Below are 13,270 nucleotides of genomic sequence, written 5' to 3'. Positions count from 1 at the left end.
GTCATGGCCCCGCTGGCCGACAAGCTCAACGCGGGCCTCGGTGCATCGAGAGCGGCCGTCGACGCGGGCTATGCACCGAACGACTGGCAAGTGGGCCAGACCGGCAAGATCGTGGCGCCGCAGCTGTACATCGCCGCGGGCATCTCGGGCGCCATCCAGCATTTGGCCGGCATGAAGGATTCCAAGGTGATCGTGGCGATCAACAAGGATCCGGAGGCGCCGATCTTCTCGGTGGCCGACTATGGGCTCGAAGCCGACCTGTTCACGGCCGTGCCGGAGCTGGTCAAGGCACTTTGACCCCGTCCATTGACGAAGACAGGGCATCGTTCGCGATGCCCTTTTCGCATCCGCTGCATCCGGCCATCCGGCCACCGGCCCCACCCGGCATTTGGAGACACCATGAGCTACACCGCCCCCCTCAAGGACATGCTGTTCGACATCGAGCACCTCGCCAACATCGCGCAGGTGTCGCAGATGCCGGGCCTCGAAGACGCCGGCCTCGAAACCGCCCAGGCCGTGCTGGAAGAATGCGCGCGCTTCAACCAGGACGTGGTGGCGCCGCTCAACGTGGCGGGTGACCAGCATCCCTCGTCCTTCAAGGACGGCAAGGTGTCGACCACGCCGGGCTTCAAGGAGGCCTTCGCGCAGTACGTGGCCGGTGGCTGGCAGGGCCTGCAGCATCCGGCCGATTTCGGCGGCCAGGGCCTGCCGAAGACCATCGGCGCGGCCTGCGGCGAGATGCTCAACTCCGCCAACCTGAGCTTCGCGCTGTGCCCGCTGCTGAGCGACGGCGCCATCGAGGCGCTGCTAACGGCCGGCTCCGACGCGCTGAAGGCCACCTACCTCGAAAAGCTGGTCAGCGGCCAGTGGACCGGCACCATGAACCTGACCGAGCCGCAGGCCGGCAGCGACCTGTCGCTGGTGCGCAGCCGCGCCGAGCCGCAGCCCGACGGCAGCTACAAGATCTTCGGCACCAAGATCTTCATCACCTACGGCGAGCACGACATGGCCGAGAACATCGTGCACCTGGTGCTCGCGCGCGTGGCCGGCGCGCCCGAGGGCGTGAAAGGCATCAGCCTGTTCGTGGTGCCCAAGTTCATGGTCGGGCAGGACGGCGCGCTCGGCGAACGCAACGACGTGCACTGCGTGAGCATCGAGCACAAGCTGGGCATCAAGGCATCGCCCACTGCCGTGCTGCAGTACGGTGACCATGGCGGCGCCGTCGGCTACATCGTCGGCGAAGAGAACCGCGGCCTGGAGTACATGTTCATCATGATGAACTCGGCCCGCTACGCGGTGGGCGTGCAGGGCATCGCATTGGCCGAGCGCGCCTACCAGCATGCGGTGGCCTATGCCAAGGATCGGGTGCAGAGCCGCCCGGTCGATGGCTCGATGAACGCCAGCGCGGCGATCATCCACCACCCCGACGTGAGACGCATGCTGATGACGATGCGCGCCTACGTCGAAGGCTGTCGCGCCATGGCGACCACCGCCGCGGCCGCCTACGACGGAATGCACCACCATCCCGAAGCCGAAACGCGCAAGCAGAACCAGGCCTTCTACGAATTCATGGTGCCGCTGGTCAAGGGCTACAGCACCGAGATGAGCCTGGAGGTCGCATCGCTGGGCGTGCAGGTGCACGGCGGCATGGGCTTCATCGAGGAAACCGGTGCGGCGCAGTACCTGCGCGACGCGAAGATCCTGACCATCTACGAAGGCACGACGGCGATCCAGGCCAACGACCTGGTCGGCCGCAAGACCGCGCGCGACGGCGGCCAGGTGGCCAAGGCCATCGCGGCGCAGATCGAGAAGACCGAGGCCGAACTGGGCCAGAGCGGCAGCGCCGCGGCGGCCTCGATGGCGGCGCGCCTCAAGACCGCGCGCGAGGCCTTCGTAGACGTTGTGGCCTTCGTGGCGGGCCAGACCAAGGCATCGCCCAACGCGGTGTTCGCGGGCAGCGTGCCCTACCTGATGCTGGCGGGCAACCTGGTGGCCGGCTGGCAGCTGGCTCGTTCGCTGCTGGCGGCCGAGCAACAGGCGGCATCGGGCACCGACGTCGAGTTCATGAACGCGAAGATCGCCACGGCGCGCTTCTATGCCGAGCACATCCTCAACAAGGCACCGGGCCTGCGCGACAGCATCGTCGACGGGGCCGAGAGCGTGACGGCGCTCGCGCTCGAGGCCTTCTGAGTCGGCCGACCAGCGAACGCTCGAATTCATCATCCTCTGAACCCGGAGACTTCATGTCCAAGCTTCCCCCCGTGCTCGCCAATCTTCCCTTGCCGATCATCGGCTCGCCGCTGTTCATCATCAGCAATCCGAAGCTGGTGATCGCGCAGTGCAAGGCGGGCGTGGTCGGTGCGATGCCGGCGCTCAACGCGCGGCCGGCCTCGCAGCTCGAAGACTGGCTGGCCGAGATCACCGAGGAGCTTGCCGCCTACAACCAGGCCAACCCCGACAAGCCGGCCGCGCCCTTCGCCATCAACCAGATCGTGCACAAGAGCAACGACCGGCTCCAGCACGACATGGAGATGGTCGTGAAGTACAAGGTGCCGATCGTCATCACGTCGCTGGGCGCGCGCACCGACGTCAACGACGCGGTGCACAGCTACGGCGGCGTGACGCTGCACGACGTGATCAACAACACCTTCGCGCGCAAGGCGATCGAGAAGGGCGCCGACGGCATCATCGCGGTGGCGGCCGGCGCCGGCGGCCATGCGGGCGTGAAGAGTCCGTTCGCGCTGGTGCAGGAAATCCGCCAGTGGTTCGACGGCCCGGTGGCGCTGTCGGGCTCGATCGCCACCGGCGGCGCGGTGCTGGCGGCGCAGGCCATGGGCGCCGACTTCGCCTACATCGGCACCGCCTTCATCGCCACGCAGGAAGCGCGTGCCAGTGACGACTACAAGCAGGCCATCGTGGCCGGCACCTCGGACGACATCGTCTACTCCAACCTCTTCACCGGCGTGCACGGCAACTACCTCGCGCCGAGCATCGTGGCCGCGGGCATGGACCCGTCCAACCTGCCGGAAGGCGACCTCAAGACCATGAATTTCGGCGGCGGCGAAGGCAGCAAGGCCAAGGCCTGGAAGGACATCTGGGGCTCGGGGCAGGGCATCGGCGCGGTGACCGAGGTCGCGGGCGCCGCCGCCTACATCGAGAAGCTGAAGCGCGAGTACGAGGACGCGCGCCGCCGCCTGGCGCTCTGAGAAAGCCCCCAGCAGTCGACCAGGCCATGTTCGCGCCACCCGTCCCGCATTCGGCATCGCGCATGCCGCTGCTCGACGTGGTGAAGGGCCTGGCCTGCCTGGTGATCGTGGGGCACCACCTGGCGCGGTACGGTCCGTTGTCGGCGGGCGCATCGCCGCTGGCGCCGCAGTTCTTCGAGTGGCTGGCCCGCGACGGTCGCCTCGCCGTGCAGATCTTCCTGGTGCTCGCAGGCTTTCTGGCGGCCTGCAACATGGCGCCCGAAGGCTGGCTGCGCGTCGATCGCCCGCTGGCGCGCGTGTTCCACCGCTACGCGCGTCTGGTCATGCCATATCTGGCGGCGCTCAGCATCAGCGTTCTGGCGGCGGCGCTCGTGCGGCCCTGGCTGCATGACGATGCCGTGCCGGCGGCCCCGGGCCTCGCGCAATTGCTGGCGCACGGCCTGCTGCTGCAGGACCTGCTCGGCTACGAAGCGCTGTCGACCGGTGTCTGGTACGTGGCGATCGACTTCCAGCTCTTCGTGCTGGCGCTGGCCGCGATCGGCTTCGCGGGCCTGCTGCAGCGGCACATGGCCATGGCGCCCGAGCGCGCACGCTGGCTGGCCGTGGCGCTGGTGCTGCTGCTGGCCGTCGCCTCCCTGGCGGTGTTCAACCGCAATGCCGACCTCGACGACACCGCGCTCTATTTCTTTGGTGCCTACGGCCTGGGCATGCTGACCTTCTGGATCGGCCAGGCCACCCGGCGCAGCACCTGGGGTTTTGCGCTGGCGCTGTTGCTGCTGGTGGGGGCTTCGGCGCTGGCCCTCGAGTGGCGCAGCCGGATCGCGATCGCGCTCGTCACGGCCTTGCTGCTGGCGCTCGCGCAGCGCCGAGAGCGCCTGTGGCAGGCCGAATGGTGGCCGCTGGCGGGCCTGGGGCGCATTTCGTACTCGCTGTTCCTGATCCACTTTCCGGTGCTGCTGCTGGTGAGCGCCGTGGTCGATCACCTGGCGCCCAACGGGCCGTGGGTCGACCTGTTCGGGCTGCTGTTGACCTTCGTGCTGTCGATCGCCGCGGCCGTCGCCTTGTACCGCTGGGTCGAGTCGCGGCCGGCCACCTGGCGCGGCGTGCTGGCGCTGTTCGCAGGCCTGCTGGCCTGCGGGGCGATCACGGCCTGAGGGTCAGGCGGACCAGGCGGGTCAGTCGGGTCAGTCGGGTCAGGGCGTGGGCAGCGCGCCGGCCGTGCTGTCGCCTGCCAACGCCTGCACGTACAGCGCCGAGAAGCGCTGCGCCACCGACTCCCAGTCGTAATGGCGGGCCTTGGCCTGCGCCGCTTCGGACATGGCCGCGCACTGCGCGGCATCGAGCCGCGTGAGTTCGCGCAGCGTGCCCAGGTCGCGCGCACCGGGCTCGAAGTCGAGAAAGAAACCGCTCGCGCCGCGGTCGACGAAGCCGTTGATCGGCTCGATGTCGCGGCACAGCACGATCTTGCCGGCGGCCATGGCTTCGAGGATGCCGATGCCGAAGCCCTCGTATTCGCTGCCGGTCACGAACACCGTGCGTTGGCGCAGTTCTTCCATCAGCGCTTCATCCTCGATGTAGGGATGCAGCTGCACCGAGTCCTGCAGGCGCAGCGTCGTGATCTGGTTGCGCAGGGCGTCGCCGATCTGGTCGAAGTCGGGGCCGGCGATCAGCAGGTCGATGGCGATGCCCTGGTCGCGCGCCATCGCGACCGTGTCAATCACCGCGTCGATGCGCTTGTTGCGCGACCAGCGGCCCCAATAGATCCAGCGCGTGGGGTCGGGTGTGCCGGTGCTCAGGCCCGCTTTGAACTTGGTGATGTTGATGCCGGGCTCGGCCTTCACCAGGTTGTTCGTGAACGCGCCGAAGTATTCGAGGTCGGAATTGCTGCCGGGCAGAATGCGACGGTAGTGCTGCAGCAATCGCCGCATGAAGAAGTGCTCGTGCACCCACTTGAATGCACGATGCTGCTTGGTATGCCGGAATCCGCCATGCGGGCTGAGGATGGCCGGCACCTGCCGGCACTGCAGGACCACGTTGGCCGTGAGCATCATCAACTGGGGGTCGTGCACGTGCAGCAGGTCGTAGCCGCGCGCCAGGCGCCCCAGTCCGCTGGCATAGCCGACGAGCCGGTTGCCCTTGACCGGTACTCGAAATACGCGAATCCCGTCCATGTCGCTTTCGGAGAACTCGGCGTGCCGGGCCGACACGTGCGCCACGTCGACCTCGACGCCATTGCCGCGTGTGCGCAGGGCGAGCTCGCGCACCATCGACTCGATGCCGCCGATCTCAGGAAAGTAGGTCGGCGTGATGGAAAGAATCTTCATGGCGCCGTAGCTTAGCGGGTGCAGGCTGCGCACTCGGAAACGGCGCCCCCTTGCGCCCCTCTTGCGCGATTGCCAGCGGCAGCTTCATGATCTATGATTGTGGAGATTTCAGTAAATACTGAAATTACACGAAACTAGAAATGCCAGCCCCCGAGCCTTCATTCTCCGGTTCAGACGATCCAGCCGACCTGGCGGCTTCCGCTGATGCGTCCGCGACGTTGCGGTCGCTCGCGTCGCCTGGCTTGGCGAGCTTCGCGCAGGGCGGCGCCGCGCTGCTGTGGCTCCCGCAAGCCGCGCTGTTGGCCTGGGCGGTGGATGGCCTGGCGCGGGGCGAGGGCGTATCTGCCGTGCTGTGGCCGGCGCTGGGCATCGTGCTGCTGGGTGCCCTGCGCGCCGGCTGCGAGGCCTGGGGCATGCGCCGGGTGTTCGCCCGGGCGCGTGCGGCCTTGTCGGACCTTCGGGCGCGCGCGGCCGCCGCCCTGTCGACGCATTCCCCGCTCGACCGCGCACGGCCGGCCTCCGGCCTGGCCGCCAGCACCATCGCGGAACAGGCCGAGGCGGTCGTTCCCTACCTCGTGCGCTACGCCCCCGCGCGCTGGCGTGCGATGGTCGTGCCGGTGGCGATCCTGCCGCTCGTGGCGATGCATTCCTGGGTTGCGGCCGCCGTCCTGCTCGTGGCGGCGCCGCTGATCCCGCTGTTCATGGCCATCGTCGGCTGGCGTGCCCGCGCTGCGAGCGAAGCCCACCTGGTCGAGGCCGGCGGCATGAATGCCTTCCTTCTCGACCGGCTGCGCGGATTGCCCAGCCTGCGCGCCCTCGGCGCCGTCGAAGCCACGGCGCAGCGGCTGGGCGAGGCCGCGCAGTCCCTGCGGCAGCGCACGATGGCGGTGCTGCGCATCGCCTTCCTCTCGTCGGCCGTTCTGGAGCTGTTCTCGGCGCTGGGCGTCGCGATGGTCGCGGCCTACATCGGCTTCCACCTGCTCGGCCATTTCGGGTTCGGCACCTGGGGCCAGCGACTGAGCCTTGGCGAGGGGCTGTTCGTGCTGCTGCTGGCGCCGGCCTTCTTCGAGCCGCTGCGCGAACTCTCGGCCGTGTGGCACGACCGCGCCGCGGGCGAAGCGGCGATGGCCGCGCTCGACCGCCTCGGCAAAAGCAGCATGACCTTGACCGGCGCGCAACCCGGGCCCGTGGCGGCAGACCGCGGCGAGGCCGGCCCGCCCGCGGTGCATCTGCATGGCGTGCGTCCGGTGCAGGCCCCCGGCGCGCCGGCCTTCGCGGGCTGCGACATCCACATCGCGCCCGGTGAGCACGTGGCGCTGCTGGGCGCGAGCGGTGCCGGCAAGACCTGCCTGCTGAGCCTGATTGCCGGGCTGATGCCGGCGCAGGGCCGCATCGTGATCGGCGGCGTCGCGATGACCGACCGCACCGCCGCGCTGCTGCGGCGACGCATGGGCTGGATGGGCCAGAGGCCCCACGTGTTCGCCGGCTCGGTGGCGGCCAATGTCGCGCTCGGCCGGTCCGGCATCGACGCGGCGCAGGTCGACGATGCCATGCGCTTCGCCGGCCTCGACGATGTGGCGCAGGCCCGTCCCGGGGCGAACCTCGGGGAGGGCGGCCGCGGCCTGTCGGGCGGCGAGGCGGTGCGTCTGGCCCTGGCCCGGCTGGCCGCGCATCCGGATGCCGACCTGTTGCTGGTGGACGAGCCCACCGCACACCTCGACAGCGAAACGGCCGCGCGCATCGTCGACGCATTGGTCGAGCTCGCCCGCGGCAAGACCTTGATCGTCGCGACCCACGACCCCGTGCTGGCCGCGCGAATGCACCGCGCCATCCGCCTCGATGCCGTGTCCGCGAGGGAGGCCGCATGAAGGCCTGGCGCGACCTGCGTGTCGTCGCCCGCACCCTGCTGGCCGCGGAGCCCCGCCGCCTCGCGCTGGGCGCCGGCCTGGCCGCACTCACCGTGCTGATGGGCATGGGGCTGCTGGGCCTGTCGGGCTGGTTCATCACCACCACCGCGTTGGCGGGCCTGCAGGCCGCCAGCGCCATCATGTTCGACGTGTTCATGCCCTCGGCCGGCATCCGCCTGCTGGCGCTGGGGCGCACGGCCTCGCGTTACGGCGAGCGGCTGACCACGCACGACGGCACCTTCGCCGCGCTGGCCTCGCTGCGCGTGCGGCTGTTCCGCGGCTGGGCCCGGCCCGATGCGGCGCGCCGGTTGCTCGCGCGGCCGTCTCGACTGCTCTTTCGCCTGAGCGCCGACATCGACGCGCTCGAATCCTTCTACCTGCGCCTGCTGGTGCCCGCGGCCGCGGCGCTGGGCGCCGCGTTGCTGGCCGGGCTGGTGCTCGGCGCCATGCGGCCGTGGATGGGCTCGTTGCTGGCCCTGTGGCTGCTCGTCGCCGGCTGGGGCATCGCCTGGCTGCTCGCGCGCCGTGCGCAGCCGGCCGCCGTGCGGCGCGCCCAGGCCATGGAAGGGCTGCGCGCCCGCGCCGTCGACCTGGTGGCCGGCCAGACCGAGCTGGTCATGGCGGGACGCATCCAGGCACAGCAGGACGCACTGGCCGCGGCCGATCGCCACCTGGCCGCCGCCGACCTGGCACTGAACCGGCTGGAGGCCGGCGCTGGCGCAGCCTACGGCATGGCGGGCACGCTGACCCTGGCCCTGGTGCTGCTGGCCGCGGGGCTGCTGGTCGACGAAGGCGCGATCGGCGCGCCTGCCGCCGCGCTGGCGGTGCTGGTCGCGTTGAGCGCCATCGAACCCTTCGCGGCGCTGCGCCGCGGTGCGCTCGAAGCGGGCCGGGCCTGGCTGGCCGCACGCCGGTTGGCGCCGCACATGGGGCCGAACCAGGCGCCGAACCAGGCACATGCGCCATCGCCGTCGCCGGCCCCGCCCGCGCCGGGCCTGGCACTGCAGCTGCGCGACCTGACCCTGGTCCACCCGGGCAGCCGCCTCCCGGCGCTGCAGCACGGCACGCTCGACGTGGAAGAAGGCGAGCGCGTGGCCATCGTCGGCCCCAGCGGCGCCGGCAAGTCCACGCTGCTCGCCGCTGCCGCCGGCGAACTGTCGGCTTCGGCCGGCGAGCTGCGCACCCTTGCGAACTGCCTGCTGACCCAGCGCACCGACCTGTTCCAGGACAGCCTGCGCGACAACCTGCGCCTGGCCGACACGACGGCCGACGACGGGCAGATGTGGGCCGTGCTCGCCGCCGCGGGCCTGGCTGGCGAGGTGCAGGCGCTGCCGCAGCGGCTCGACACACCGCTCGGCGAAGGCGGCCTCGGCCTCTCGGGCGGCCAGTCGCGCCGCGTCGCGCTGGCCCGGCTGCTGCTGAGGGACACGCCCGTGTGGCTGCTCGACGAGCCCACCGAAGCCCTGGACACCGCCACCGCCCACGACGTGCTGCAGCGCCTGCGCGTGCAGGCCGCCGGCCGGACCCTGCTGATCGCGACCCACCTGCGGCGCGAGGCCGCCCTGGCGGACCGGCTGCTCGTCATGCAGCCCGGCCGCATCGTGGCCGACCTGCGGCGCGGCACCGCGGCCTTCGAGGCGGCGATGGCCGCATTGCGACCCGACTAGCCCCCACACAAGAACGGACGGAAGGAACACACCCCATGGACCTCGACATCGTTGCGCTCTCGCGCTTCCAGTTCGCGCTGACCGCGCTCTACCACTTCCTGTTCGTGCCGCTGACCATCGGCCTGGCCGTGATCGTGGCCATCATGGAAACCGTCTACGTGATGACCGGCCGCACCATCTGGCGCGACATGACGAAGTTCTGGGGCCTGCTCTTCGGCATCAACTTCGCGATGGGCGTGGCCACCGGCATCGTCATGGAATTCCAGTTCGGCATGAACTGGAGCTACTACAGCCACTACGTGGGCGACGTGTTCGGTGCGCCGCTGGCCATCGAGGCGCTGATGGCCTTCTTTCTCGAGGCCACTTTCGTCGGGCTGTTCTTCTTCGGCTGGGACAAGCTGTCGAAGCTGGGCCACCTGATCACGACCTGGGCGGTGGCGATCGGCTCCAACCTGTCGGCGCTGTGGATCCTCATCGCCAACGGCTGGATGCAGAACCCGGTGGGTGCCGCCTTCAACCCGCAGACCATGCGCATGGAAGTCACCGACTTCGGCGCCGTGCTGACCAACCCGGTGGCGCAGGCCAAGTTCGTGCACACCGTGTCGGCCGGCTACACGGTGGCGGCCATCTTCGTGCTAGGCGTCTCGGCCTGGTACGTGCTGCGGGGACGGCACCTGCAGCTGGCCAAGCGCTCGATGACGGTCGCGGCTTCCTTCGGCCTGGCGGCGTCGCTGTCGGTCGTGGTGCTGGGCGACGAGAGCGGCTACCTTTCCACCGAACACCAGAAGATGAAGCTCGCCGCCGTCGAGGCGATGTGGAAGACCGAGCCGGCGCCGGCCGCCTTCACCGCCTTCGGCTTCCCTGACGAGGCGGCACGCGAGACGCACTTCGCCATCCACATTCCCGCGGTGATGGGCCTCATCGGCACGCGCTCGTTGAACACCGAGATCCCCGGCATCGACGAACTGGTGCACCGCGCCGAACTCAACATCCGCGTGGGCATCTCAGCCTACGACGCGCTGCAGAAGATCCGCGCGGCCGGCAGCACCGACGCGGTGCCCGAGTCGGCGCGCAAGATCTTCGAGAACAACGGCCATGCCCTGGGCTATGCCTTGCTGCTCAAGCGCTACGTCGACGACCCGCGGCAGGCCACGCCCGACCAGGTGTCGAAGGCCGCGCTCGACACCATTCCGCCGGTGGCGCCGCTCTACTGGAGCTTCCGCATCATGGTCGGCCTGGGCATGTTCTTCATCCTGCTGACCGGCACCTTCTTCGTGCTGTCGGCCAGGCGCCGGCTCGATGCGCATCCGTGGCTGCTCAGGCTGGCCGTGTTCGCGATCCCGCTGCCCTGGATCGCCGCCGAATGCGGCTGGATCGTGGCCGAGGTGGGCCGGCAGCCCTGGGTCATCGAAGGCGTGCTGCCCACCGCGGTGGCCGTGTCGAACCTCGGCGCCGCCACCGTGCTCTTCACCATCGCCGTCTTCGCGCTGATCTACACCGTGCTCTTCGTCATCGAGATGAAGCTGATGCTCAAGGCCATACGCAAGGGCCCCGAGGAACACGCGGTGCCGCCGCCTGCCGCCTATCGCGCGGAGGCCGACCCCGAACTGGCCCGTTCGCTGCCGCGCACGCCGCTGGCCGCTGCAGATTGAAGGAGGCGCACAACCATGGTCCTGCACGAACTCATTTCCTACGAAGTCCTGCGCTTCATCTGGTGGCTGCTGCTCGGCGTGGTGCTGGTCGGCTTCGCCGTCACCGACGGCTTCGACCTGGGCACCAACATCCTGCTGCCCTTCGCCGGCCGCACCGACCTGGAGCGGCGCGTCATCCTCAACAGCGTGGGCCCGGTGTGGGAAGGCAACCAGGTCTGGCTGATCCTGGGCGGCGGGGCCATCTTCGCGGCCTGGCCGCAGCTTTATGCCGTGTCCTTCTCGGGCTTCTACCTGGCGATGTTCGCGATTCTCGTGCCGCTGATCCTGCGGCCGGTGGCCATCAAGTTCCGCAGCAAGCGCGACGAGCGGGGCTGGCGCTCGCGTTGGGACATCACGCTCTTCCTCACCGGCCTGGTGCCCGCCATCGTCTTCGGCGTGGCCATGGGCAACGTGCTGCAGGGCGTGCCTTTCCGGCTCGCGAGCGACATGCGCATCTTCTACGAGGGCAGCTTCCTCGGGCTGCTCAATCCGTTCGCGCTGCTGTGCGGGCTGGTGTCCTTGGCCATGCTCGTGATGCACGGCTCGGCTTGGCTGATGCTCAAGGCGCAGGGGCCGGTGGCCGAGCGCGCACGTGGCTACGGCAGCGCGGCGGCGCTGCTCACGGTGCTGCTCTATGCGCTGGCCGGGCTGGTGCTGTGGTTCTGGATCGACGGCTACAAGGTGACCGGCGCGCTGCCGACCGGCGGGCCGTCGAATCCGCTGCTCAAGACGGTGGCCCACCAGCCCGGCGCCTGGTTCGCGAACTTCACGGCGCATTCGTGGCTGTGGGCCGCGCCGGCGCTCGGGCTGGCCGGGCCGCTGCTGGCCTTCGCCGGCATGCGTGCGCGGCGCGAAGGCATTGCGCTGCTGGCCAGCGCACTGGGCATCGCCGGCATCATCCTCAGCGTCGGGGCCTCGATGTTCCCCTTCATCCTGCCCTCGTCGCTGGACCCGCGCGCCAGTCTGATGGTGTGGGATTCGTCGTCGAGCCACCTCACGCTGTTCATCATGCTCGTGGTCGCCACGGTCTTCATCCCGATCATCGTGGCCTACACCAGCTGGGTCTACAAGGTGCTGTGGGGCAAGGTCGATGCCGACGCCATCCGCGAAGAACGCACTCACGCTTACTGACCCCGACCGATTTCAAGCAAAGGAAACGAACCATGTGGTACTTCGCCTGGCTGCTGGGGCTGCCCCTGGCCGCGACCTTCGCGGTGCTCAATGCGATGTGGTACGAGCTGATGGACGACGAGGCGATTCGGCGCGACAAGCTGGGCAAGCCCTGAGGGCCCGCGGCCGGCGCGGAGTCGGCTGGCACGGGCAGTAGGAAACGGCTCACGCGGCAGGCGCTGGCGCGCTGGCAAGATCGGCGCCCACCAAGACATGCCGACACCGAACGCCAGCCCCGTCTCCGCCCGCTCCACCGAGGCAGATCTCGCCGCCTGCGATCGCGAGCCGATCCGGGTGCCGGGTGCCATCCAGCCGCACGGCCGGCTCCTGGTGCTCGATTCGCAATCCCTCGAAATCGTCGCCTTCAGCGCCAATTGGCAATCCGGCGAGATGGAACAGGCGGCCGCTTTCCTGCGGGAGCGTGAGCTCGACGCCCTCGCCGTCGGCGCCTCCGCCCAGTCGCTCGGCGCCGCCCACGTCGGGCAAGCTGTTTTCGACGCGTCGGCCCATCGCACCGCCGACCACCTGATCGCCGAATTCGAGCCGGCCTTGCCTTCCAAGGGCAACGAGGCGCCGATCTATTCCTTGATGCGCGTCTTCCTGCCCCAGTTGCAGGAGGCGGCGTCCGTCGATGCGCTCAGCCAGCTCGCCGTCGCCGAGATGCAGCGTTTGACCGGCTTCGGCCGCTGCCTGCTCTACCGCTTCGACGAGAACGGGCATGGCGAGGTGCTGGCCCAGGCCATCGACGAGGGGTACGACAGCTACGCGGGCCACCATTTCCCGGCTGCCGACATACCCCAGCAGGCGCGCGACCTGTACCTGCTGAACCGCTTCCGCCTGATCGCGGATGCCAATTACCAGCCCGTGCCGCTGCACATCGCCGAAGCGTCGCTGCGGGCGCAGGACATCGACCTGTCCCAATCGCACCTGCGCAGCGTCTCGCCCATTCACCTCGAATACATGCGCAACATGGGCACGCTGGCCTCTGCGTCGGCCTCGATCGTCATCGAGGGGCGGCTGTGGGGCCTGATCTCCTGCCATGACCACGCGCCGCGGCACTTGAGCATTCCGACCCGTCGCGCGTGCGAGCACCTCGGCCAGCTCGTGGCGATGCAGATCCAGTCGAAGGCCGCCAACACCCTGGTGGCCGAGCGGCTCGAACTGCGCAAGCTCACGCTGGAGATCGTCGCGCAGCTCGCCGACAGCGACGAGACGCTGCAGCACCTGGTGCGCGAAGCCTCGCTGCTGCTGCGCATCACGCGGGCGGCGGGTGCGGCGGTGGTGCTCGACGACGAGGTCCGGAGC

General features: G+C 69.5%; 11 protein-coding genes. 10 read left to right on the top strand and 1 reads right to left on the bottom strand.

All coding sequences use genetic code 11. From position 1 onward, the window contains the following. From B0W80_RS32390 to B0W80_RS32375, 4 genes are all read left to right on the top strand, one after another. A partial coding sequence (locus B0W80_RS32390) for an electron transfer flavoprotein subunit alpha/FixB family protein (RefSeq protein ID WP_218668981.1) occupies window positions 1–297 on the top strand: 297 nt, incomplete at its 5' end. 102 nt (window positions 298–399) lie between these two features. Then, window positions 400–2,190 (top strand): acyl-CoA dehydrogenase, encoded by a 1,791-nt coding sequence (locus tag B0W80_RS32385; RefSeq protein ID WP_077003255.1) that lies wholly within the window; start codon window positions 400–402, stop codon window positions 2,188–2,190. Between the two features lie 53 nt (window positions 2,191–2,243). Beyond that, window positions 2,244–3,206 carry a nitronate monooxygenase family protein gene (locus B0W80_RS32380; RefSeq protein WP_077003254.1) on the top strand — a complete coding sequence of 321 codons (963 nt, stop codon included), beginning with the start codon at window positions 2,244–2,246 and terminating at the stop codon, window positions 3,204–3,206. Window positions 3,207–3,232: 26 nt separating this feature from the next. Next, a complete protein-coding gene (locus B0W80_RS32375; protein ID WP_256856749.1) occupies window positions 3,233–4,360 on the top strand; it encodes an acyltransferase in 1,128 nt (375 codons plus the stop codon). Between the two features lie 39 nt (window positions 4,361–4,399). Here the strand turns inward: B0W80_RS32375 and B0W80_RS32370 are convergent, their stop codons facing one another. Then, the gene (locus B0W80_RS32370; RefSeq protein WP_077003253.1) at window positions 4,400–5,530 is read right to left on the bottom strand and encodes a glycosyltransferase family 4 protein; all 1,131 of its coding nucleotides are present in this window, start codon (window positions 5,528–5,530) and stop codon (window positions 4,400–4,402) included. Window positions 5,531–5,670: 140 nt separating this feature from the next. Between B0W80_RS32370 and cydD the strand changes: the two genes are divergently transcribed. From cydD to B0W80_RS32340, 6 genes are all read left to right on the top strand, one after another. Next, the gene (gene cydD, locus B0W80_RS32365; RefSeq protein WP_083745781.1) at window positions 5,671–7,398 is read left to right on the top strand and encodes a thiol reductant ABC exporter subunit CydD; all 1,728 of its coding nucleotides are present in this window, start codon (window positions 5,671–5,673) and stop codon (window positions 7,396–7,398) included. Beyond that, the gene (locus B0W80_RS32360; protein WP_077003252.1) at window positions 7,395–9,104 is read left to right on the top strand and encodes an amino acid ABC transporter ATP-binding/permease protein; all 1,710 of its coding nucleotides are present in this window, start codon (window positions 7,395–7,397) and stop codon (window positions 9,102–9,104) included. The genes cydD and B0W80_RS32360 overlap by 4 nt, the downstream gene beginning before the upstream one ends. A gap of 35 nt (window positions 9,105–9,139) precedes the next feature. Then, the gene (locus B0W80_RS32355; RefSeq protein ID WP_083745780.1) at window positions 9,140–10,756 is read left to right on the top strand and encodes a cytochrome ubiquinol oxidase subunit I; all 1,617 of its coding nucleotides are present in this window, start codon (window positions 9,140–9,142) and stop codon (window positions 10,754–10,756) included. A gap of 15 nt (window positions 10,757–10,771) precedes the next feature. Further along, window positions 10,772–11,926 carry a cytochrome d ubiquinol oxidase subunit II gene (cydB, locus tag B0W80_RS32350; RefSeq protein WP_077003251.1) on the top strand — a complete coding sequence of 385 codons (1,155 nt, stop codon included), beginning with the start codon at window positions 10,772–10,774 and terminating at the stop codon, window positions 11,924–11,926. Between the two features lie 32 nt (window positions 11,927–11,958). Further along, window positions 11,959–12,081 carry a cytochrome bd-I oxidase subunit CydX gene (gene cydX, locus B0W80_RS32345; RefSeq protein WP_068682389.1) on the top strand — a complete coding sequence of 41 codons (123 nt, stop codon included), beginning with the start codon at window positions 11,959–11,961 and terminating at the stop codon, window positions 12,079–12,081. 97 nt (window positions 12,082–12,178) lie between these two features. Continuing rightward, window positions 12,179–13,270 (top strand): GAF domain-containing protein (locus tag B0W80_RS32340; protein WP_143684879.1); only part of this gene is annotated, 1,092 nt, incomplete at its 3' end.

The sequence above is a fragment of the Variovorax sp. KK3 genome (genome assembly GCF_001984055.1).
Lineage (GTDB): Bacteria > Pseudomonadota > Gammaproteobacteria > Burkholderiales > Burkholderiaceae_C > Variovorax.
Note: the sequence above shows the minus strand (reverse complement) of the source record. Positions and strands in the feature narration are given on the sequence as shown.